The organism is Photorhabdus aegyptia, from assembly GCF_000612035.1.
GTDB classification, from domain to species: Bacteria; Pseudomonadota; Gammaproteobacteria; order Enterobacterales; family Enterobacteriaceae; genus Photorhabdus; species Photorhabdus akhurstii.
Map to the genome: position 1 here is coordinate 1 of NZ_JFGV01000061.1, position 22,872 is coordinate 22,872.

19 protein-coding genes are annotated in these 22,872 nt (G+C 42.4%); 10 read left to right on the forward strand and 9 right to left on the reverse strand.

All coding sequences use genetic code 11. The annotated features are described in order from the left end of the window. Positions 1-296: 296 nt before the first annotated feature. Together BA1DRAFT_RS16715 and BA1DRAFT_RS16720 are read right to left on the reverse strand one after the other, a co-directional pair. Positions 297-1,769, reverse strand: a complete 1,473-nt coding sequence (locus tag BA1DRAFT_RS16715; RefSeq protein ID WP_036781455.1) for an alanine/glycine:cation symporter family protein — start codon at positions 1,767-1,769, stop codon at positions 297-299. A gap of 2,406 nt (positions 1,770-4,175) precedes the next feature. Next, positions 4,176-5,069: a LysR family transcriptional regulator gene (locus tag BA1DRAFT_RS16720; protein WP_152544338.1), complete on the reverse strand. Its 894-nt coding sequence runs from the start codon at positions 5,067-5,069 to the stop codon at positions 4,176-4,178. Between the two features lie 794 nt (positions 5,070-5,863). On the opposite strand from BA1DRAFT_RS16720, the gene folE reads away from it, so the two are divergent. Beyond that, on the forward strand, positions 5,864-6,559 hold the full coding sequence (folE, locus tag BA1DRAFT_RS16725; protein WP_036781457.1) for a GTP cyclohydrolase I: 696 nt from the start codon (positions 5,864-5,866) through the stop codon (positions 6,557-6,559). Next, positions 6,556-7,140, forward strand: a complete 585-nt coding sequence (locus BA1DRAFT_RS16730; RefSeq protein WP_036781459.1) for a 6-carboxytetrahydropterin synthase — start codon at positions 6,556-6,558, stop codon at positions 7,138-7,140. Before folE ends, BA1DRAFT_RS16730 begins: the two co-directional genes overlap by 4 nt. 231 nt (positions 7,141-7,371) lie before the next feature. Here BA1DRAFT_RS16730 and BA1DRAFT_RS16735 read toward each other — a convergent pair whose 3' ends face one another. Together BA1DRAFT_RS16735 and icd are read right to left on the reverse strand one after the other, a co-directional pair. Continuing rightward, complete coding sequence (locus BA1DRAFT_RS16735; RefSeq protein ID WP_036781461.1) at positions 7,372-7,683, reverse strand: hypothetical protein; 312 nt, start codon at positions 7,681-7,683, stop codon at positions 7,372-7,374. Positions 7,684-7,805: 122 nt separating this feature from the next. Then, the gene (icd, locus tag BA1DRAFT_RS16740; RefSeq protein WP_036781463.1) at positions 7,806-9,059 is read right to left on the reverse strand and encodes an NADP-dependent isocitrate dehydrogenase; all 1,254 of its coding nucleotides are present in this window, start codon (positions 9,057-9,059) and stop codon (positions 7,806-7,808) included. 138 nt (positions 9,060-9,197) lie between these two features. On the opposite strand from icd, the gene rluE reads away from it, so the two are divergent. From rluE to BA1DRAFT_RS16780, 8 genes are all read left to right on the forward strand, one after another. Next, positions 9,198-9,827 carry a 23S rRNA pseudouridine(2457) synthase RluE gene (gene rluE, locus BA1DRAFT_RS16745; protein ID WP_036781465.1) on the forward strand — a complete coding sequence of 210 codons (630 nt, stop codon included), beginning with the start codon at positions 9,198-9,200 and terminating at the stop codon, positions 9,825-9,827. Beyond that, positions 9,820-10,269, forward strand: a complete 450-nt coding sequence (locus BA1DRAFT_RS16750; RefSeq protein WP_036781468.1) for an NUDIX domain-containing protein — start codon at positions 9,820-9,822, stop codon at positions 10,267-10,269. The genes rluE and BA1DRAFT_RS16750 overlap by 8 nt, the downstream gene beginning before the upstream one ends. A gap of 84 nt (positions 10,270-10,353) precedes the next feature. Beyond that, a complete protein-coding gene (mnmA, locus tag BA1DRAFT_RS16755) occupies positions 10,354-11,457 on the forward strand; it encodes a tRNA 2-thiouridine(34) synthase MnmA (protein WP_036781470.1) in 1,104 nt (367 codons plus the stop codon). A 2-nt stretch (positions 11,458-11,459) separates the two neighbouring features. Beyond that, on the forward strand, positions 11,460-12,086 hold the full coding sequence (hflD, locus tag BA1DRAFT_RS16760; protein ID WP_036781474.1) for a high frequency lysogenization protein HflD: 627 nt from the start codon (positions 11,460-11,462) through the stop codon (positions 12,084-12,086). A gap of 23 nt (positions 12,087-12,109) precedes the next feature. Continuing rightward, on the forward strand, positions 12,110-13,480 hold the full coding sequence (purB, locus tag BA1DRAFT_RS16765) for an adenylosuccinate lyase (protein ID WP_036781476.1): 1,371 nt from the start codon (positions 12,110-12,112) through the stop codon (positions 13,478-13,480). Between the two features lie 242 nt (positions 13,481-13,722). Next, positions 13,723-14,391 carry a two-component system response regulator PhoP gene (gene phoP, locus BA1DRAFT_RS16770; RefSeq protein WP_036781478.1) on the forward strand — a complete coding sequence of 223 codons (669 nt, stop codon included), beginning with the start codon at positions 13,723-13,725 and terminating at the stop codon, positions 14,389-14,391. A 19-nt stretch (positions 14,392-14,410) separates the two neighbouring features. Continuing rightward, positions 14,411-15,874: a two-component system sensor histidine kinase PhoQ gene (gene phoQ, locus BA1DRAFT_RS16775; protein ID WP_036781507.1), complete on the forward strand. Its 1,464-nt coding sequence runs from the start codon at positions 14,411-14,413 to the stop codon at positions 15,872-15,874. An 83-nt stretch (positions 15,875-15,957) separates the two neighbouring features. After that, positions 15,958-17,079: a ribosomal protein uL16 3-hydroxylase gene (locus BA1DRAFT_RS16780; protein WP_036781481.1), complete on the forward strand. Its 1,122-nt coding sequence runs from the start codon at positions 15,958-15,960 to the stop codon at positions 17,077-17,079. Between the two features lie 240 nt (positions 17,080-17,319). On the opposite strand, the gene pepT is transcribed toward BA1DRAFT_RS16780, so the two are convergent. From pepT to lolC, 5 genes are all read right to left on the reverse strand, one after another. After that, positions 17,320-18,585 (reverse strand): peptidase T, encoded by a 1,266-nt coding sequence (gene pepT / locus BA1DRAFT_RS16785; RefSeq protein WP_036781483.1) that lies wholly within the window; start codon positions 18,583-18,585, stop codon positions 17,320-17,322. 55 nt (positions 18,586-18,640) lie between these two features. Beyond that, positions 18,641-19,492 (reverse strand): Sir2 family NAD+-dependent deacetylase, encoded by an 852-nt coding sequence (gene cobB, locus BA1DRAFT_RS16790; protein ID WP_036781485.1) that lies wholly within the window; start codon positions 19,490-19,492, stop codon positions 18,641-18,643. 91 nt (positions 19,493-19,583) lie between these two features. Further along, entirely contained in the window at positions 19,584-20,831 is a 1,248-nt protein-coding gene (lolE, locus tag BA1DRAFT_RS16795; protein ID WP_036781488.1) for a lipoprotein-releasing ABC transporter permease subunit LolE, read from the reverse strand. Then, complete coding sequence (gene lolD / locus BA1DRAFT_RS16800; RefSeq protein ID WP_036781490.1) at positions 20,831-21,535, reverse strand: lipoprotein-releasing ABC transporter ATP-binding protein LolD; 705 nt, start codon at positions 21,533-21,535, stop codon at positions 20,831-20,833. Before lolD ends, lolE begins: the two co-directional genes overlap by 1 nt. Beyond that, complete coding sequence (gene lolC, locus BA1DRAFT_RS16805; protein ID WP_036781493.1) at positions 21,528-22,730, reverse strand: lipoprotein-releasing ABC transporter permease subunit LolC; 1,203 nt, start codon at positions 22,728-22,730, stop codon at positions 21,528-21,530. The genes lolD and lolC overlap by 8 nt, the downstream gene beginning before the upstream one ends. Between the last annotated feature and the right edge of the window lie 142 nt (positions 22,731-22,872).

Sequence of the window (22,872 nt, forward strand, 5' to 3'; positions counted from 1 at the left end):
CCCCGCCAATAGCATAAATAAGCCAACTAATATGATCTTCTTCATCATTTCCCTGTCCTACCTATTAATTGAAAGCAAGATAATAACACAAAGAAATCAAATGAATACAAAATAAAATTTATGTTTTACATGATTTTTTTATAAGACTACCGGTTTTGCTCTTGACATAGACCACAAGTAAAAATGCCTTATTCCCATAAGTTAGATGGAAATAAGGCAAGAATAACAGATGAAACGTGAAAGGCTATCAGCCACTATGTTGTTAAATAGTATTAACTATACTGTGTGCTAGCATTTCACTTGCGGTCAACCGCTTGGTTAGATTGGGCAAGAGTTGCCGTTTCTTCCCAAATACCAACTTCAACTTTTTTCTGAATCTCAGGATACTGATTGATATCAAATGTCGGTAATTTACCAACACGTCTCTGTTGGTTGTAATCTTTTGCGAGCTTAAATGCGACGCCAGAAAGCAACAAAATAGCGGTCAAATTAGTAATTGCCATCAATGCCATAGACAAATCAGCCATTTTCCAAACTAAAGGCAAATCAGCCAACGCACCAAACATCACCATACCTAACGCCGCCAGACGTAAGATCACTAAACCCGCAGTATGATTACGTTCAAGGAATACGATATTGCTTTCAGCATAAGCATAATTCGCAATGATTGATGTGAATGCGAAAAAGAAGATAGCCAGTGCAATAAATTCAGATCCCCAATCACCGACAGCGGAAGACAGTGCCCGCTGAGTCAATTCTATTCCACTTATCCCTGAAATATTGCCATCAAGCACACCCGATGACAGGATGATAATAGCAGTAGCACTACAGATAACCAGAGTATCCATAAAGACCCCTAGCATCTGCACATAACCCTGAGATGCAGGATGAGGAGGATATGGAGAAGCAGAAGCCGCAGCATTGGGCGCCGAACCCATCCCTGCTTCGTTTGAAAACAGCCCGCGCTGAACACCTTGTGTCATCGCCTGTGCAACACCATAACCAACGGTGCCTGCAACAGCTTCCTGTAAACCGAATGCGCTTTTGAAAATTAATGCAAACACTTCTGGCATGCGTTCAAAGTTATGACCGACGACCCAGAATGCCAAAATCAGATAAGCTATCGCCATAAAAGGGACAACCAACTCTGCAACCCGAGCAATAGAGCGCAAGCCACCAAAAATAATGATCCCGCTAAGAATCACCAAACCGATGCCGACATATAAAGGATTGAAATCGAATGCGAAAGCAGCAGCCTGAACGATGGAATTTGCCTGGACAGCATTAAATACCAGACCAAAAGCAATAATGAGGAATATGGAGAACAGAATGCCCATCCAGCGTACTCCAAGCCCTTTTTCCATATAGTAGGCCGGACCACCGCGGTAATTCCCCTTATCGTCTTTTGTCTTGTACAGCTGGGCAAGTGTACTCTCAATAAAAGAGGTTGCCATCCCAATCAGAGCGACCATCCACATCCAAAAAATGGCGCCAGGCCCACCAGCCGTTAAGGCGATTGCCACACCAGTAAGGTTACCGGTGCCAACCCGTGCTGCTAAGCTGGTACACAGAGCCTGGAATGATGAAATACCTGCACTGTCAGATTTTTTACTGTTTTTCAATACTGAAAACATGTGCCCAAAATGGCGAATCTGTATAAAACCTGTACGTATCGTGAAGTAAATACCGGCGCCAAGAAGAAGATAAATCAGCACGGAGCCCCAAAGGATACTGTTAAGGCTGTTAAGAAAGCTAATTAGTTCCGTCAAGATATTTTTCCCCTTAAATTAGTAAACCCAGTCTGACCATAAAATCGTATCCGGCAGAATTCATTGCGCTTAATATGCCTTTATAATTAACAAGTAACACAATGCTGTATAAAAAAACACAGAGATACCGGTCAGAAAAACACTATGAATGTAACACAAGTTTGAAATTAATGTGTAATGTTTACTGACCTTTTTACATTATCCATCAGATTAAATGAATGTTTGGTGTACTGTTTTTGACTGATAGTTAATAGATATGGCATTCAATCGACTATCGCCCGTCAGTCATTTCATACACTTTTTTGGCGATGCCTCCTACCTATGATTCACAATAAGCTACATATATGAAATCCATTACTATTATGAAGCCTACGACGATAGTCCTCATGCAAGTAAAAAAGTTCTACCAATGAGCCTCTTGTTAATTAAATCAACAACCAATTAATATCAAGAAAAAAAATTCAAAAATAAGATATTGTGATTAGTTTTGTGAGCAGATTATCAGCTTTAACAAAAAAATCATCATTAATTTAGAAAATTTCGCATAGTGACATCCATCACATAAAACATTAAAAATCAAAAAGATAAAAAACTCACTTATCAGATCACAATGAAATACCAACACATACACTCAATGTAGGAAATATCATCCCAACAAATAACATAACATGCAAAAAACTAATAAAAACCTTAACCTATATCTGGCATTTATCTGTAAGCATCCTAAATCACAAGAAAAAATGATATTTTTCTCCTAGCTACTTGTGTTAAGTATCATTAGCATTAAAAAGATTTTAACGAATGTTCCCCACTTCTTCATCTGATTCTAACGAACACATTTCTGCTTATTTTTCTATTCTGCAAATATCTTCAAAATATATATCTAATGCCTCCTATTACTCTATTTTCCACAAGATGATTGTCCAATATTTCTGCAAGTGAATTAAAATGAAATGACCATAAAATCGGCATAATAAAATCCTTTTTTATAAAAAATCAAGGGGTACTCTGATTGCCTTTTGGAAGCAAATAACGTTTATTCAGCAAGTTTTCCAGCCGCATCAGGACAAATTTGATCGACTGCCAGATAGACTGAATATTTAATAAAGCTTGTAGAAAATTTACCGCATGAGCAATAGAATTTAAGTAAAATAGAATACACTGCAAAATAAAGTTATCACAATGATATCACCACGTTGAGTTTCCCTAAGGCTGGATACTACGAGTAGAGGTATCTTAGGTAAATCACAAAAATACCAAGACTCAACTTGGCAATCCATCGTGATAGCTAGTTAGAGATAGTTTGACCAAAATTACACCCACCATTTTTTTACAACAATTCGTTGAATACCTATATACCCTATGGATTTCAAGATGCATCGCGACGGCAAGGGAGCGAATCCCCGGGAGCATAGATAACTATGTGACCGGGGTGAATGAATGCAGCCAACAAAGAGGCAACTTTAAAGATGACGGGTATAAGCATCAAAATTCTCCCAAACAGTCAGTTATATGTTAGTCACCACTTCATTCGGCTATAAAAACAGCAGATTTAACCCAACCATGCATAGTTAAAATCAACTTTTATTTTACATTTATCAAACATTGTGTTTTAATTTCCATAAAATATTATTTCGTTTTGAAACTATTTTATAAAAAATGTGAAAAAACTTCTCTTATATGCAACATAAAACTGGATCTTTTATTATCTACTGCTAATATTTTCATTTGTTATCTTTTACAAAAAAAATATGTTTATGAAGTTAATATTGTATAAATATCTCACTTTTATTCTAAATGCATAATTTAAACAATATACGTTGAGGTTATGAATGATGTTAAGAAGAAAAAGGAAGAATCCCACTGATAACAATTTACCTATAAGAGTCTATCGTGGGAGATCTAAATATGAATATCACCCTCCATCAGGGGGTTCAATATCCATTTGTTGTTTAAGTTCACCATTGTCTGTCGTTTGGGAGGAATATGAAAAAATTCTTAATAAGGAAAAACAATAACTAAATAATAACACTTCAAATATTATACAGTAAGTACTCTATTTACAGTTATAAAACCAGCGGGAGAACAAACTCCCGTTAGCGGTTTTTGCCTAAACACACACGCAATAAAGATTTTTACATGCTATTAAATTAACTATCCAGTTTTAACTTCTTACATCTACTTGTCACTCATCAAACCAAGCTGATCATTCCATTCTTTCTCAAGATAGGTATCTTAAGTCCTCGACTCCGATTGATATGAAAACTTTCATCAGGCATTGGAAAAAAATGGTCAAATATTTGCCAGAAATTCGCAGTTCTCTATCAATTTAGATACTTAGATGATTGCGAATTGCACTTTAATCAGTACTAGCAGAACTCCAAAAGGCTCTTTCCCCTAATAAGATCAACAAACACTGGTGTACAAATTTCCAACTCTTTCTTCAAACCGGGCAAGTTCTTCTGTCAACGGGGCATCAAGCCTAAGCATATATGTCACCAGTTTAGGAATATCACCAGCAAATGGTCTTATGGCGACGTCGCCATGCCGAGCCAGGTTGATCTGTGACTCTCCCGCCACCCCAATCCCATATCCAGCGGCCACTAAAGTTAGCAAAAGGTCAAAACTGGCAACCTTTTCGGATATAGATGGCGCTAACTTTGCATTTTGTAATATAGACAGCACCGGCTCCAAATATCCCTCATACGCCTCCTGACCACAGATGATCAGTGGATAGTATAAAAGTTCATCTAACGGCACTTCTTTATACGCTAAAAGCGGGTGCCTGATAGGAATAGCCGCCACCAACGAATCATACCAAGCCGGCATGGCAATGATGCCATCGCCTACTGTCATAGATTGAGCAAATCCCACATCAAAAAGGTTGTCACGTAATCCATTCATGTGTTGAGCTAGAGGTATCTCATGTAAGCGAATGTCCATCCCTGGTTCGTCCTCACGGCATTTTGCTAACAATTCGGCTAACTTGGGTGGTGTAACACCATCGGATAATGCAATACGAAGCTGGCTATGAAATCCAGCCGAAACTGCTTTCACACTATCACGAACCTGACCAAGTACGGAAAAGATGCGAGGAGCCTGCTCCAGTAAAATTTCCCCCGCACGTGTGAGCCGGATATTCCTTGTGGTACGCACGAATAACATCGTACCAAGATCAGCTTCCAAGTTTTTAATTATCCTTGATAGCGGTGATTGTTCTATATGCAGGCGCTGCGCAGCTCTCGCGAAATGTAATTCTTCTGCTACCGCCACAAAACACCGTAAATGTCGCAATTTCATATATATGCAACCTCCATCTTTCGCTAAACAGACTTATGCCTATTCTTTCTGAACACATCTTTATTTGTCCTTTCAGATCATCTAAAAGCGTTCAGTTTTAAGTTGGTGTTGTCCCGTAGGTTAGATCAGGGCCCATATTATCAATTCCGAATTACATAAAACCTCCTTTAGTAAATATGTTATAACCGATCACCGGGCAAGATTTGCCTAACCTTGTTAAAAAACAGTATCTGATAGTTGTGAAACCGCTCTCTATCTGGATGCTATTCATATAATTAATTAATTTACTTAATGAATAAGTCCCAAACTGTACGTCAATACATTTACAATAACAATAAATAAGACTCATTATTTTCTCTGGAAAGATAGGTATTAAATATTCATATCAAGAAATTAAAATAAGCAGAAATAACGGCACATCCTATAGATTTCAAGATGCATCGCGACGGCAAGGGAGTGAATCCCCGGGAGTATAGCGAACTGTGTAACCGGGGTAAGCGAGTGCAGCCAACAAAGAGGAAACTTGAAAGATGACGGGTATATAACATATCTAACTTAATGCACAATTTCACAACGTGACTAAGTGAGCGGGAAAACACGAATCCCAATATCAGTTCACCCAATTAAGACTTAAAAGGTCTTAAGAATGACTGCAAAGGACATGATACCCACCACTATTTTATCTAGCATTCAGATAGTAAGGGACTAAATACTGGTGGTCCGTTAAACAAAAATGTGCATTTTTCTAAACGGATCATAATGAACCATTTAGTGACAATAACGAGGTACCTACTGTGGAACCAGGAGATTTAGAAATTTCTACACATGGATTTGCAGATGGAATATCCATGCAATTAGCAAAAAAACGCGCATTACACGGACCCAATGAGACTCTGACCAAAACAGAACTTAACCTTATCATAGATAAAGCTGCTATATCATTCGGAGAATTCCTGACCGCTCTTGGCGTAGACTGGCAAAATGATCCTAATTCAAAAGACACGCCGAGACGTGTTGCGAAAGCTTATGTACTTGACCTATGGAAAGGTCGATACAAACCAATGGGACCTATCACTACATTTCCGGCAGATAACTACGATGGCATTGTATTCGACGGCTGGATCGCTCTCGACTCCATGTGCTCTCACCATCATCAAGCAATCAGAGGCTATGTTCACGTTGCCTATATACCAAGTCAACATGGCCGCGTTCTTGGCCTGTCAAAGTTAAATCGAATCGTCGAACATTTTGGCAGACGTGGACTTATACAAGAACGATTAACAGCAATAATCCATAATGCAGTAAACCAAGTATGTGAAAGAAATCAGGGTGTCGCAGTATTGGTAGATGCATCACACAACTGTGTAAGTTGCAGAGGTGTACGTCACCAGAAAAGCCGGATGAAGACACAAATGTTCTCAGGTGTATTCGCCGATGCTAATTCACCAGCCAAGCAAGAGTTCTATGAATTGATTAGAGGTATCGCATGACAATTCAATATATTACGCGCAAAGGCTCTTTTGACTCCGCTCATCGAGTTATGAACGAGAGGGTGAAATGCTTCAATATCCACGGACACACTTATCTGTATGAACTCACTTTCTCATTTGAACAGATGCAATCCATTGGATACGCGATAGATTTCAAAGAGATAAAGCGTATCGGTGCAGCATGGATTGATGAATATTTGGATCACGCCTCGATTCTTAATCCCAAGGATGCAGATTTTATATCCGCTGTCCATGCTACGCGCAGTAAATTTAGACTCATGAGCTTAAATCGTAGTGGCGAGTACTGCAATCCAACCGTTGAAAATATTGCAAAAGAGATATTCCTCACTATGGAAGTTCTTTTTAGTGAATGGGATAGCCTCAAAATTCACCACGTCAGACTCTATGAAACCCCCAATTGTTTTACAGATTGCAATGCCGATTCGATTCATGAAGAGGAACGTAACGCATTTCTCAGCCAACGGTTCGAGGAGCTGAAAGCTTATTCACAAGCAATGGGCCGGTTTGAATATGACTCAAGAAATATTGTTACATCAGATTCCACTCGTGGGCGCTTATAAAGCCGTAAACCACGGTGAATAGATGTAACGAGGAGTTACCAATATAGGCAGCGATATCTTACGGCTTGTTCACCTAATTATTGTTAAGTATCGAAACTCTCAATAATAAGAGACGTCCATTTATCAACGTCCCTCGATTTCTGGATGAACAGAAAGATACCGTAGCCAAAAAAGGGAAGAAAATAGCAAATGCAAGGATGAACTGACAGTAACTTGCAACCTTACTGCAAGTTACTGGATAACAGCCGCCGCTTTAAAAATATACTCTTTGAATAGCAACGCCAGCGCCGCAGCAACAATAAACCATTGAAGCCGATCAAATTTACCTTCAAGTTTATCAAAGCGTTTATCTATAGATTCAAAACGTTTATCTATAGATTCAAAACGCTTATTAAGTGACGCAAAGTTAGCCTCAGTCTCACGGCGCAGATTATCCATGCTTTCCTGAGTTGCAAGATGTTGCATATTCTGCCCGCGATGCAAGAGAGCATTTAACACATCACTCGTACTAAATTCTATTTTTTTATCATCTGAGCTACTCATCTTTTACCCCCTCTCACCATCAGACAGAACGAATATCAACCTTAGTATACACTCTGTCATATGTGACTTGCAAAACTCCACGGAAGCATTAGCTACCGTGAAGTTTTCACAATGATGACGGATTACATATGCTGAATAATCGCGTCACCAAATTCGCTACATTTCAGCAGTTTAGCGCCTTCCATCAGACGTTCGAAATCATAAGTCACGGTCTTCGCGGCAATCGCGCCTTCCATGCCTTTAACGATCAGATCTGCGGCTTCTGTCCAACCCATATGGCGCAACATCATCTCAGCGGAAAGAATCACAGAACCTGGATTCACCTTATCCTGACCTGCATATTTAGGTGCTGTACCATGAGTCGCTTCAAACAAGGCACATTCATCACCGATGTTTGCTCCCGGAGCAATGCCAATACCACCAACCTGAGCAGCCAGTGCATCAGAAATATAGTCACCATTCAGGTTCATACAGGCGATAACATCATATTCAGCAGGGCGCAACAGAATCTGTTGTAAAAACGCATCCGCGATGACATCTTTGACAATGATCTCTTTGCCGTTTTTCGGATTCTTAATTTTCACCCAAGGGCCGCCATCCAACAGTTCACCGCCGAACTCTTCACGAGCAAGCTGATAACCCCAGTCTTTGAAAGCACCTTCGGTAAACTTCATAATGTTGCCTTTGTGAACCAGAGTGACAGATTCACGGTCATTATCAATTGCGTATTCAATGGCAGCACGGACTAAGCGTTTAGTGCCCTCTTCAGAACAGGGTTTCACACCGATACCACATTGTTGTGGGAAACGGATTTTATTTACGCCCATCTCTTCTTGCAGGAATTTGATCACTTTATCCGCTTCGGCAGACCCCGCTTTCCATTCAATACCGGCGTAAATATCTTCTGCGTTTTCACGGAAAATAACCATGTCGGTCAATTCAGGTTGTTTGACCGGACTTGGCGTTCCCTGGTAGTAACGAACAGGACGGAGACAAACATACAGATCTAATTGCTGACGCAATGCTACGTTCAGAGAACGAATGCCGCCACCAACCGGCGTCGTCAGAGGACCTTTAATGGCTACGCGATATTCACGAATCAGATCCAACGTTTCATCCGGCAACCAAACATCTTTACCGTATACATGAGTAGATTTTTCACCGGTGTAGATTTCCATCCAGGAAATTTTACGCTCACCCTGATAGGCTTTCTGAACCGCTGCATCGACCACTTTCAACATTGCAGGGGTAACATCGACACCAATCCCATCCCCTTCGATATAAGGGATGACCGGGTTATTCGGAACAATCAGTTTACCTTTAGCGTCGACTGTTATTTTTTTACCTTCCGCCGGAATAACTACTTTGCTTTCCATTAACCTCTCCTTCAAGTAAGCGTAATACCTTGTTAATTTTTTGTAAGGGACGTGTCAATACTACTTGAATATTCTGCGAACGCCAATTGATAGCAGACTAATGTATAATACCCCTTCCATTTTATGCAGTGATCTATGATGACAAATTTCGCCATTAAAAAACACAGACTTAACCGATTCAGCCAAAGAAAAATATCACATTCTGTCAAAAAACCAACAGAACCTCGTCGAGTGTTGATATTTAACAAACCTTACGATGTTTTACCCCAATTCACTGATGAAATGGGCAGAACAACACTAAAAGACTTTATCCCGTTCCCAAATGTGTATGCTGCCGGGCGTTTAGATCGCGACAGTGAAGGATTATTAATTCTGACCAATGACGGCAAACTTCAAGCACAGCTAACCCAACCGAATAAAAAAACAGCCAAAGTTTATTATGTGCAAGTTGAAGGCATTCCAGATGAAGCTTCTCTCGATAAGTTACGCAATGGCGTCATATTAAAAGATGGGCCTACCCTACCCGCAAGCGCCGAATTAGTTCATGAACCAACATGGCTTTGGCGTCGCCAGCCACCGATTCGTGAACGTAAAAATATTCCGGTAAGCTGGTTAAAAATAACACTTTATGAAGGCCGAAATCGTCAAGTGCGCAGAATGACAGCACATATCGGTTTCCCCACACTTCGGCTAATTCGTTTTAGTATGGGAAGCTTGCAATTAGGCAAGATGAAACCCGGTGAATGGAAGGAGATCAATTTTGTTTAGTCCCCACGTCACAGTTGCCTGTATTGTCCATGCCCAGAATAAATTTCTGGTCGTTGAAGAGACAATTAATGGCAAAGCATTATGGAATCAACCCGCTGGTCATCTTGAGGCTAATGAAACATTGTTACAAGCGGCGGAACGCGAATTATGGGAAGAGGCCGGTATTCAGGCTAAACCACAAGCACTGCTGAAAGTTCATCAGTGGGTTGCGCCAGACGGCACGCCCTTTATCCGTTTTCTGTTTCTGGTTGAAATGGAACAACAAACCTTAGCCGATCCACAAGACCGTGATATTGACTGTTGCCATTGGGTTACAGCCGAACAAATATTCAATAGCCATTGTCTTCGTTCTCCTCTCGTCGCAGAAAGTATCCGCTGTTACCTGCAAAACGAAAAATATCCTCTCACCCTATTGGACAGTTATGTTTCTCCGTTTATTTAATAACAAAACAGTAATACGTTTGATGCGCCACTGTCTGCAACGTGTTAAAGTACGGCGCTTGTTTTTTTCTCCAGTGAGATTCCCATGTCAGATAACAGCCAGAAAAAAGTCATTGTCGGCATGTCCGGCGGTGTAGATTCCTCCGTCTCCGCCTATTTGCTACAACAGCAAGGTTATCAAGTGGCTGGCTTGTTCATGAAGAATTGGGAAGAGGACGATGATGAAGAGTACTGTTCAGCAGCGGCTGATCTAGCTGATGCCCAATCCGTTTGCGATAAGTTGGGCATCGAACTTCATACCGTCAATTTTGCTGCCGAGTATTGGGACAATGTTTTCGAGCATTTTCTTTCTGAATATCGAGCGGGCAGAACGCCTAACCCAGATATTCTATGTAACAAAGAAATTAAGTTTAAGGCATTTCTGGAATTCGCTGCTGAGGATTTAGGCGCAGATTACATCGCAACAGGTCATTACGTCCGTCGCAAAGATATTAACGGTAAAAGCCAATTATTGCGTGGGCTGGATAACAATAAAGACCAAAGCTATTTCTTATACACTCTGAGCCACCAGCAAATTGCTCAAAGCCTATTTCCTATCGGTGAACTGGAAAAACCGGAGGTTCGTCGTATCGCCGAAAAAATCGGTCTGGCGACGGCAAAGAAAAAAGATTCCACCGGTATCTGTTTTATTGGCGAGCGCAAATTCCGTGATTTCCTTGGCCGTTATTTACCTGCCAAACCTGGCCCGATTATGACTGTAGATGGAGAAACCCTCGGTGAACATCAAGGGCTGATGTACCATACGTTGGGCCAACGTAAAGGTTTAGGCATCGGTGGAACGAAAGAGGGCAGCGAAGAGCCGTGGTATGTCATAGATAAAGATGTCCAGAACAATATCCTGATCGTGGCTCAGGGGCATGAACACCCTCGTTTAATGTCTACCGGCCTTATCGCTCAGCAACTTCATTGGGTTGACAGAGAGACATTAACTGAAAAAATCCATTGCGTCGTCAAAACACGTTATCGTCAGCAGGATATTCCTTGCACTGTCACCCCCATAAACGAAGATAAAATTGAAGTCCGTTTTGCTAACCCTGTCGCCGCAGTCACCCCCGGCCAATCAGCCGTCTTTTATCAGGGTGAAGTTTGTCTTGGCGGTGGCGTGATTGAACAACGTTTGCAGGAGTAATTGTGGCAAAGAATTATTACAATATCACACTGGCATTGGCGGGAATTTGCCAGTCAGGTCGCCTGGTACAGCAACTTGCTCATGAAAACCAGTGTGATGCCGATGCTGTTGCCACTATGGTTAATAGCATCCTGAACACCAACCCGGCATCTGTTTTAGATGTGTTCGGCAATCATGAGCGCAATCTGCGCACCGGGCTAAACGCAATGCTAGGGATGTTTAATAGCTCTAACAATGGTATTTCTGCCGATCTCACCCGCTATATCTTGAGTCTAATCGCACTGGAGCGCCGACTAAATAAAAATCAGGCAGCTTTCGATGCACTGGGTAATCGTATCAATTTGTTAGAGCGCCAGCAGGCACATTTTGAACCCATGTCAGAAGGGATGTTCAACGCGTTGGCCGGTATTTATGTTGATGTTATCAGCCCAATAGGTCCACGTATCCAAGTGACAGGTTCCCCTGATGTTCTGCGCAATCCACTTGTACAAGCGAAAGTCCGGGCTATTCTACTGGCTGGCGTCCGTTGTGCGGTCTTATGGCAACAAGTTGGCGGCAGTCGCTTGCAATTAATGTTTTCTCGTCAACGCCTGAGCCAACAGGCGAAAGATATTCTTTCTCATTGTTAAATAAAATCCGGGAGTTGCTACCAATGGAATTGTCCTCACTGACTGCTGTTTCTCCGATCGATGGCCGTTACGGCGATAAAGTCAGCGCATTACGTACCATTTTTAGTGAGTTTGGCTTACTGAAATTCCGAGTGCAGGTTGAAGTACGTTGGCTGCAAAAACTGGCAGAATGTGCTGAAATTAAAGAAGTTCCCGCTTTTGATACAGACGCAAACGCTTACCTGAATGAAATTATCACAAATTTCAATGAACAGGATGCAATGCGCATTAAAATTATCGAACGCACCACTAACCACGATGTCAAAGCAGTGGAATATTTTCTAAAAGAGAAAGTTGCACACGTTCCTGCATTACACAAGGTTTCTGAGTTTATTCACTTTGCTTGTACTTCTGAAGATATTAACAATCTAGCTCATGCACTGATGCTACAAACCGCTCGTGAAGAAGTACTTTTACCACAATGGCGTCAGATAATTGATACCATCAAAAAAATGGCGGGTGAATATCGAGAGTTACCACTGTTATCTCGCACTCACGGCCAACCGGCCACACCTTCCACCGTTGGTAAAGAGTTTGCCAATGTTGCTCACCGGATGGAACGCCAGTATCGCCAACTGGAACAAGTCGAAATACTCGGTAAAATTAATGGCGCCGTGGGTAACTATAATGCCCATATAGCCGCTTACCCACAGGTTGATTGGCATCAGTTTAGTGAAACTTTTGTGACTTCACTCGGCATCAAATGGAATCCATACACGACTCAAATCGAACCCCATGATTATATTGCTGAATTGTTCGATGTCATCGCTCGCTTCAATACGATTCTTATCGATTTTGACCGCGACATTTGGGGTTACATCGCACTTAACCATTTCAAACAGAAAACGGTTGCCGGTGAAATCGGTTCTTCCACTATGCCACACAAAGTCAATCCAATTGATTTTGAAAACTCGGAAGGCAATTTGGGGCTGGCAAATGCAGTATTTGGTCATCTGGCAAGCAAGTTACCGATTTCCCGCTGGCAACGTGATCTGACTGATTCAACTGTATTACGTAACCTTGGTGTTGGCTTGGGATATGCTCTGATCGCTTATCAATCTACGATGAAAGGCTTAAATAAGTTGGAAGTCAATGAGCAGCATCTGCTGGATGAGCTAGATCAAAACTGGGAAGTGCTTGCTGAACCTATCCAAACAGTGATGCGTCGCTATGGTATCGAAAAGCCTTATGAAAAACTCAAAGAACTTACCCGCGGTAAACGCGTCAATGCTGAGGGGATGAAAATCTTTATCGATGGACTGGATTTACCGGAAGAAGAGAAAACTCGCCTGAAAGCCATGACACCGGCAAATTATATTGGCCGTGCAATTACACTGGTTGATGAATTGAAGTAATTGATATTCAACAGACGGATAAAACACCCGTCTGTTGCTATCCTTATATAAACCAATCCCAAACACACTTTAAAGTTATATTCTCTATTTCTACTTAACGTCTTGCTGTTACAGATCCATGTATCTAACATGTTCAGCCAGAACCATTGCATTGAATTTTTTACTGGCAGTTTTGTCTATATAACAGTCCGAATGAATTGATTATTACAATACTGCCTGCTGGAGTTGAGAAGGACTATTCCATGCGGATATTGATCGTTGAAGACAACATGTTACTGCGTCACCATTTAACGGTACAGCTTCGTGATACCGGTCATCTAGTTGATGCCGCGGCAAATGCCAAAGAAGCCGATTACTATCTGGTCGAGAGCGAACCCGATATTGCCATTGTTGATCTTGGTTTGCCCGGAGAAGATGGTTTGAGTTTGATCCGTCGCTGGCGCCAAAAAGATGAAAAACTCCCCATTCTTGTTCTGACCGCCCGCGAAAGCTGGCAAGAAAAAGTCACGGTTCTTGATGCAGGAGCGGATGACTATGTTACCAAGCCTTTTCATCTTGAAGAAATTATTGCTCGTATGCAGGCACTCTTACGCCGTAATAATGGGCTAGTTTCTCAGATCATTGAATTCCCGCCTTTCAAAATTGATCTGTCACGCAAGGAGTTAACAGTTTACGGAGAGAGCGTCAAACTAACGGCGTTTGAATACCGAATCATTGAAATACTGATGTGTAATAGCGACAAAGTTGTCACTAAAGAGTCATTAATGCGCCAATTATATCCCGATGCTGAACTGCGCGAAGGCCACTCCATCGATGTCTTAATAGGTCGGCTAAGGAAGAAAATATTGGATATCTGGCCCTATGAAGCTATCGTAACTGTTCGTGGCCAAGGCTATCGCTTTGATGTGTAAGACTTTCATAGGTAAAAAAGTGCTTAAGCACAAAAAGCAGCCTTTCTCACTCCGTACCCGGTTTTTAATGGCAACTGCGGCGGTTATTCTTGCTCTTACCATGTCTTACGGTATTGTCGCCATTGTCGGTTATCTGGTTAGTTTTGATAAAACTGCTTATACACTGCTACGCAGTCAGAGTAACCTATTTTTCAGCCTTGCACAGTGGAATAATAATAAACTGGATATTTCAGTACCACCTAATTTCACACTGAATAACCCATCATTGGTTCTGATTTATAACAACAAAGGCACCATCCTCTGGCGTCAACGCCATATCCCAAAAGTCGAAAACTCTATTCCCAGTGAATGGTTAAAAGAAGACGGTTTATATGAACTGGATACTGATCTAAAAAGCAGCCGCGACTTACTAAAAAATTCGGCTAACACACAAGGGCAATTAGGTAAACTTGACGCACTTGACGAAAATGAAGATAACGAGCTAACCCACTCCGTTTCCGTCAACAGATATAGCGCGACAGCTCATTTGCCAGCATTAACTATTGTAGTCATTGATACCATTCCACAGGATTTACAAAAAGCGGTTCTGGTGTGGGAGTGGTTCGGTTATGTATTGATTGCCAATCTTATTCTGGTTATCCCATTAATCTGGTTGGCAGCACACTGGAGTTTACGGCCAATTAAATCGCTTATTCATCAGATCAGTTCGTTAGAAAAAGGTGAACGGGAAAAACTGGATGAGAATCCACCGACAGAGCTACGGGGGCTAGTGCGTAATCTTAATGTGTTGCTCAATAATGAACGCAACCGCTATACAAAATACCGGACAACGCTCGCTGATCTAACACACAGCTTGAAAACGCCACTGGCTGTTTTACAATCAACTCTCCGTTCTTTACGTGACAGCAAACAAATGACTATTCAGCAGGCAGAACCTATCATGCTAGAACAAATTGGCCGTATTTCTCAGCAGATAGGCTATTATCTACATCGAGCCAGTATGCGCAGTGAACACAGCGCCATTATGCGGAAAGTTTCTTCTGTTCCTGCTTTACTGGATAGCCTGTGCAGCGCTTTAACAAAAGTTTACCAGCGTAAAGGCGTCAGTCTCACGTTAGATGTCTCGCCGGAGATCACTTGGCTTGGTGAGAAAAACGACTTTATGGAAGTCATGGGGAATGTGTTGGAAAACGCCTGTAAATATTGCCTTAAATTTGTTGAGATCTCTGTGGCGATCGATCACGATTCGGTAATGATTATTGTCGATGACGATGGTCCAGGGGTGCCGCCTGAAAAACGGGCAATGATTTTCCAGCGAGGCCAACGTGTTGATACTTTAAAGCCCGGTCAAGGGCTAGGATTGTCAATTGCTTCTGAAATTATCGAACAATATAAAGGTGATATCAGTATCAGTGACAGTCCACTTGGTGGCGCCAGAATTTGCGTTATATTCCGATGCCAGCAAATTAATGATGACGATTAGTTAAATATGCCAGTACAGTCTGATACTGGATTTAACTATTGGTTATAATACCCTGAAATTCACTTCACACTCAGGATGTCACTATGGACTATCAGTTGAACCTGGACTGGCAGGCATTTTTGCATAATCATTGGCAAAAACGGCCTTTACTGATCAAACAAGGCTTCCGTCAATTCATTGATCCCCTTACTCCCGATGAACTCGCGGGTCTGGCTATGGAAAATGAAGTTGACTGCCGCCTGGTCAGCCAGAAAAATGGCCGTTGGGATGTCTCTCATGGTCCATTTGAAAGTTACGATCATTTAGGTGAAAAAGAGTGGTCACTGCTGGTACAAGCGGTTAATCACTGGCACCATCCTTCCGCCGCATTAATGCAACCATTCCGCGTATTATCTGACTGGCGGATAGACGATCTGATGGTCTCCTTCTCTGTTCCCGGAGGTGGTGTTGGTCCGCATCTAGACCAATACGATGTATTTATCATTCAAGGAATGGGTCGCCGTCGCTGGCGCATTGGGGAAAAGCTACCAATGGAACAGCGCTGCCCTCACCCCGATCTACTACAGGTTGATCCCTTTAATGCCATTATTGACGAAGAGATGGAGCCAGGCGATATTCTCTATATCCCACCTGGATTTCCGCATGAAGGTTATGCCATCGAAGAGTCACTAAATTATTCAGTTGGTTTCCGCGCCCCCAATTCCCGTGAGCTTTTCAGTAGCTTCGCCGATTATGTGCTGGCTAATGATTTAGGCAGCTATCGTTATAACGATCCTAATCTGACTTTCCGTGAAAATCCGGCACTGGTCCAGCCGCATGAATTATCAGAGCTACATGCCATGATGAACGAGTTATTGGCACAACCTGACACTTTCCAACAATGGTTTGGTGAATTCATTTCTCAGTCACGGCATGAACTTGATATTGCTCCACCAGAGCCACCTTATGAAAGTGATGAAATTTATGAATTAATGAAACAAGGTGAAAATCTCCACCGACTTAACGGGTTGCGGGTTATAAGGATTGGTGATCAGTGCTTTGTTAACGGTGAATTAATAGATACGCCTCATATTAAAGCGGCTGATGTTCTTTGCCACTATTATGAAATTAATGCCGAAATGCTTGGTGAAGCGATAGATGATGTTCGTTTTATCAGGCTGCTCACTGCATTGGTTAATAGTGGTTACTGGTACTTTAATGATTGATACCTCACCTCAAAAGGTTAATTTCAATAGAGTTATCAAAGATCATTAATTCTGTTTAACACCTGAGTTAGTGACTAACTCACTGCCTTTGAATCAGATCCTCTGATTCAAAGGCAATTTTGGGATTTGTATATTAACGGAAAGCACAAATGAATCATGGTGTTGCTATCACTCACAAGCAGAAAGCAAGATCTATTAATTTATTGCATATATCGAAAAACAACACAGCAAATTATCTACTTAGTTAATGCTGCACAACGACGGACTTATTTCAGATTTTTTAGACAACAATGCGGTTAATTCAGCAATACGCATGACAACATTGACAGCCTGTTCCATCCCTTCCAACGAAACAAATTCATGTTTACCATGATAATTATACCCTCCCATGAATATATTCGGGCAGGGTAGACCACGGAATGACAATTGCGCACCATGAGTACCACCACGAATAGGTTTAATAACGGGTTCAATATTACAATCCAGCATTGCTTGTTTGGCAATCTCAATAACATGCGGATATTTGATAATTTCATCATGCATATTGTAATAATTGTCATCGATAGTCAGTTCGATATAACAACCAGAATGCAACCCTTCACCGGCTTTTTCAGCAATTTTAATCATCTTCTTTTTACGCTCTTCGAAGTTATTCCGATCAAAATCACGAATGAGATAGTGCATTTCAGCACGCTCAACCGTGCCTTTAATACGCTGCAAATGATAAAAGCCTTCATATCCATCGGTATGTTCCGGTGTTTCTTCCGATGGCAATGCCTGATGGATATGGATCGCCAGCGATAATGCATTGATCATGATATTTTTAGCATTACCAGAGTCGATATTATTGCCAACAATCTTAACGGTTACTACTGCCGCATTAAAATTCTCAAATGCCAGTTCACCTACACCACCACCATCTACGGTGTATGCCCATTCAGCATCAAATGAATTAATATCAAAATAGCTTGCTCCCTTACCTATCTCCTCATCAGGTGTAAACGCAATCCGAATATCACCATGTAAGATATTGCTATTTTTCAGACGAACCATTGCAGTAATGATTTCCGCAATACCCGCCTTATCATCGGCACCAAGCAACGTTTTACCATCGGTGGTAATCAATGTTTTCCCTAACATGTTATGCAAGATAGGAAACATAACCGGCGATAACACATCATTACCCGTTCCCAGAGCAATCTCGCCGCCTCGATAATTTTCCAGCATTTGTGGACTAACATTTTTCCCAGAGAAATCAGGTGAAGTATCAAGATGAGCAATAAAACCGATAGCAGGCACAGGCCAAGAGGTATTGGCAGGTAATGTCGCCATCACACAACCATGAGCATCCTGTACCACATTGGAAAAACCTAATTCGATCAGTTCCTGCTTCAGCGCGTTAGCAAGTTCGAGCTGTCCATGACTACTGGGAATAGTCTTCGCTGACGGCTTTGACTGAGTATCAAAAGATATGTATTTAAAAAAACGCTCTAGTAATCTGTCCATTATTCTCTTCCCCCAGGGATTTTGTTACCTATTATGAGGAAGAGAAACACAATAATTATTGCGTCAAATCAGCTTTAAATTCTTTAATACTATCAATTAACCTTCTGGCATACTCATCTACTATCTTACTAGCCGGTCCATAGTGCTTTTCATCAAATAAACTTTCCACCTGACTCGGTTCTAAGTTCAACTCTACCGTGTGCGCCCCTGCCAGTTTAGCTTCATGTACAAACCCAGCCGCAGGATAAACATGACCAGAGGTGCCGATAGCAATAAAAATATCTGCCTGGGCCAGTGCAGAATAGATCTGTTCCATCTCCAAAGGCATTTCACCAAACCAAACAACATGTGGACGCAATGGCGAGGGGAACTGACAACAATGGCAGCGTTCATCTGTCGTCAAATCGCCTGTCCACTCAAACACTTGCCCAGATTGGCAACAACGAATTTTGAGCAATTCACCATGCATATGCACCGTACGATAGCTGCCCGCCCGCTCATGAAGATTATCGATATTCTGAGTAATCAATAAAAAATTATCGCCAAGCTCACGCTCCAGCGCGGCTAAAGCATAATGCGCCGCGTTCGGTTTTATTTCTGATTGCTGAAGTTGATGACGCCGAGCATTATAAAATGCCTGCACCAATTCTGGATCTTTCTGAAAACCCTCAGGTGTGGCAACATCTTCCACCCGATGCTCTTCCCACAACCCATCAGAAGAGCGGAAAGTCCGAATACCCGATTCGGCCGAAATACCGGCCCCCGTCAATACCACGATGTAAGGTTTTTTCATATTAAGCGCCAATCGATTATCCCTATAAAAAATCCGGCTACGAAATCTCTGCTGTCTCACACGCTTAACCTTACGAAGCCGGCCAAGCCGACTAAGCCGACGACGAACTCGCATACTGACTTCCTTTAAGATTTCTTAAATGCTGCTTAGGTTTCTGTTTTTTACACCATAACGTTTTGATTAGCTCGTGCCAATAACAGATTGATTATTTCCCACTTAAAATTCGGGCCGGATCAAGTCTACTTGCTCGTCGCGCCGGATACCAACTGGCCAATAAACTCAGAATCAGAGCCGTCGCCAGAACATACAGAACATCCATGCCATGTAACTCAGATGGCAAGAAATCAATGAAGTAAACATCGCCGGAAAGAAATTGATGCCCGATCAACTTTTCCAACCCATGAATCAGCGCTGTCAGATTCAGTGATGCCAACACACCGGCTACAGCACCGGCAATACTGCCCGTCATACCCGTCAGTAACCCATACCAGAGAAAAACTGCCCTAATTTGCCTATCTTTAGCGCCAAGAGTTCTCAGGATAGCAATATCACTACTTTTATCTTTTACCGCCATAATCAAGGTAGAAACGATATTAAAACACGCTACGCCAATCACCAGAATCATCGCCAGATACATAATGCTACGTACCATCTGAATATCATGATACATATAGCCATAATTTCTCATCCAACTGCTGATATAGACATACTCCTGTGATGCTTCCCCGGCAGACCTTATTCGCTGATCAGCGTCAAATACATCATCAACCTTGATCGCAATGCCTGTGATTCCCTGTCCATAATCCAAATATTGTTGCGCATCAGCCAAAGGAATCAGGGCCAGACTATGATCAAGCAAGCCGCTCAATTGAAAAATCCCGCTAACCTGTAAACGAATTCGTTTCGGTTGCAACAATTTCATCTCAGGATCATTGTTCGGGATCATAACAGTCAGCCAGTCACCCTGTTTAACCTTCAAGGCATTAGCAACCCCCTGCCCCAGAATGACCTGTTGATGACCGGCTTGAAAATTTTGCCAGGCATTATCTTGTACAAATTGCGGTAATGAGCTGACCTGAGATTCAGTGGCTAAATCAACGCCTCTCACCTGAACCGCATGTAAGCTGACGCCTTTTTCCATCAATCCAGTGAAAGTAATATAAGGTGAAGCAGCAACCACACCAGTTGTGTTTTTTACCCGTTCCAATGCAGGTTGCCACTGTTCAAAAGGCTGATGAACCGTATAGATTTCACCATGAGGAACAACAGAGAGGATGCGATTTCTCAATTCCCGTTCAAAACCATTCATGGCACTCAGACCAATAATCAGAACAGCGACACCAAGCATAATCCCTAGCGTAGAAATCACAGAAATCAGAGATACCATACCGCCACGGCGACGCCCGCGACTAAATCGCAAAGCAGTGACCAAAGAGAGAGGCAAATTCGCCATTACAACGCCCCCGCCAGGGTCAATTTATCCTGTAAATAACCATCACGCATTTCCACCTGACGATTTAATCTGCCGGCGAGATTCAAATCATGGGTGACGACCAGAAATGCCGTGCCTTGCTGCTGGTTGAGCTCGCCCAGTAATGCAAAAATGCTATCTGCATTACGTAAATCGAGGTTGCCGGTAGGTTCATCCGCTAAAACTAAAGAGGGTTCATTCACCAACGCTCTGGCAATTGCCACACGCTGGCGTTCACCTCCCGATAATTCTGATGGGCGGTGATGAGCTCGCTTCTCCAGACCAACAGCCGCCAGCATTTCCAATGCTTTCTTCTGCGCCTGATTACGATTTTTACCGCCGATCAACAGCGGCATAGCGACATTCTCTATCGCATTAAAATCTGGCAACAGATGGTGAAATTGATAAATAAAGCCCAATTCATGATTACGCAGTTCTGCCCTGGCACTGGAAGACATTTTATTCAACGAGCGCCCTTTAAACAGGACTTCACCAGAAGTCGGCGTATCCAACCCACCAAGCAAATGCAGAAGCGTACTCTTACCTGAACCTGAACTTCCCACAACCGCCATCATTTCACTCTGATTGATAGCAAAAGTGACATTTTTCAGCACCTCGGTCAGTACTTGTCCTTCCTGATATTTTTTACACAGATTATTACACAACAATAGTGGTTGATTATTCATAACGCAAAGCCTCAGCAGGTTGGACGGCAGCAGCACGCCAGGAAGGATATAACGTAGATAATAGGGCAATCACCATCGCTGAAATTGCGATTGTAACAACCTGTAGCGGTTCAATGGCAACAGGCAGTTCAACCCCTGAGGTCAACAAGCCAATAAGCGGCATTAAGTTATTAAGCTGACTGGAAAGCAGAACACCAAACCCAGTTCCCAGTAAAGTGCCGATGATCCCGGCTCCCGCGCCTTGGATCATAAAAATCGCCATCACCTGACGCCGTACCAGCCCCTGTGTTTGCAAAATCGCCACTTCACCCTGTTTTTCCATTACCAGTAAACCAAGCGAAGTAATGATATTGAATGCAGCCACAGCAATAATCAGGCTTAACAATAAGCCCATCATGTTTTTTTCCATCCTGACCGCTTGGAAAAACTCACCTTTACGTTCGCGCCAATCTTTCCACAACAATCCCTCAGGCAAGTTTTGTAAGCTCAAACTATCTACAGCCAATGGTTCTGAAAGATAGAGACGCCAGCCAGTAATGTGACCTGGCGGATAACGCATCAGACGAGCCGCATCTTGCTGGTTAACCAGAATCTGTGTGCCATCGACTTCGCTATTAGATGCAAAAGTACCAATAACAGTAAATAGACGCTGACTAGGAATACGCCCCATTGGCGTCAACTGACTTGCACCGGGCACCATCAGGCGAATGCGATCACCACGTTTTACGCCAAGCTCCCCGGCTACTCTTTCGCCCAAAATAACATTGTAGCTACCGGGAGCAAGTTGATGACGATAAGCACCGATCAAATATTCGGCCAGCGGCTCATATTCATCAGAAGTGATGCCCAACATCACACCGACACCGACATTCCGGGCGCTTTGCAATACCACATCCCCCGTCACCAATGATGTAATCCTGTTAACCTGCTTTAGATCCGCAAGTTCACTGGCAGGATGCGCTTTTGGGTCTAGCGAACCGTTTACCGACGTCACAACCGCCTGTGGCATAAAACCGAGAATGCTGGTTTCCAATGAACGCTCAAAACCGTTCATCACAGACAATACTGTAATTAATGCAGCAACACCGAGAGTAATGCCAATTGCTGATAGCCATGAGACAAACCGACCAAATTTGTCAGCCGCCCGGCCACGCATATACCGTAAACCTATAAATAATGAGACAGATTGAAACATGAAATCTGTTACGCCCCTGTTGCCAAAGCAAAGTGTTCGGGGATAATAAAGGGTAGTTATATTTTATGGAACCACCAACACCCAGATTCTGTGGTTTTTTTATTTTCTCTCAACCAGCCTGCGTGTTTACTCGAAGACCATA

Bases quoted from the DNA above. Each gene is read 5' to 3' on its own strand.
- BA1DRAFT_RS16735 (WP_036781461.1), bottom strand. From the start codon at position 7,683: ATGAGTAGCTCAGATGATAAAAAAATAGAATTTAGTACGAGTGATGTG.
- BA1DRAFT_RS16780 (WP_036781481.1), top strand. From the start codon at position 15,958: ATGGACTATCAGTTGAACCTGGACTGGCAGGCATTTTTGCATAATCAT.
- cobB (WP_036781485.1), bottom strand. From the start codon at position 19,492: ATGCGAGTTCGTCGTCGGCTTAGTCGGCTTGGCCGGCTTCGTAAGGTT.
- pepT (WP_036781483.1), bottom strand. From the start codon at position 18,585: ATGGACAGATTACTAGAGCGTTTTTTTAAATACATATCTTTTGATACT.
- mnmA (WP_036781470.1), top strand. From the start codon at position 10,354: ATGTCAGATAACAGCCAGAAAAAAGTCATTGTCGGCATGTCCGGCGGT.
- rluE (WP_036781465.1), top strand. From the start codon at position 9,198: ATGACAAATTTCGCCATTAAAAAACACAGACTTAACCGATTCAGCCAA.
- lolC (WP_036781493.1), bottom strand. From the start codon at position 22,730: ATGTTTCAATCTGTCTCATTATTTATAGGTTTACGGTATATGCGTGGC.
- phoP (WP_036781478.1), top strand. From the start codon at position 13,723: ATGCGGATATTGATCGTTGAAGACAACATGTTACTGCGTCACCATTTA.
- lolD (WP_036781490.1), bottom strand. From the start codon at position 21,535: ATGAATAATCAACCACTATTGTTGTGTAATAATCTGTGTAAAAAATAT.
- icd (WP_036781463.1), bottom strand. From the start codon at position 9,059: ATGGAAAGCAAAGTAGTTATTCCGGCGGAAGGTAAAAAAATAACAGTC.
- BA1DRAFT_RS16730 (WP_036781459.1), top strand. From the start codon at position 6,556: ATGACAATTCAATATATTACGCGCAAAGGCTCTTTTGACTCCGCTCAT.
- lolE (WP_036781488.1), bottom strand. From the start codon at position 20,831: ATGGCGAATTTGCCTCTCTCTTTGGTCACTGCTTTGCGATTTAGTCGC.
- purB (WP_036781476.1), top strand. From the start codon at position 12,110: ATGGAATTGTCCTCACTGACTGCTGTTTCTCCGATCGATGGCCGTTAC.
- BA1DRAFT_RS16720 (WP_152544338.1), bottom strand. From the start codon at position 5,069: ATGAAATTGCGACATTTACGGTGTTTTGTGGCGGTAGCAGAAGAATTA.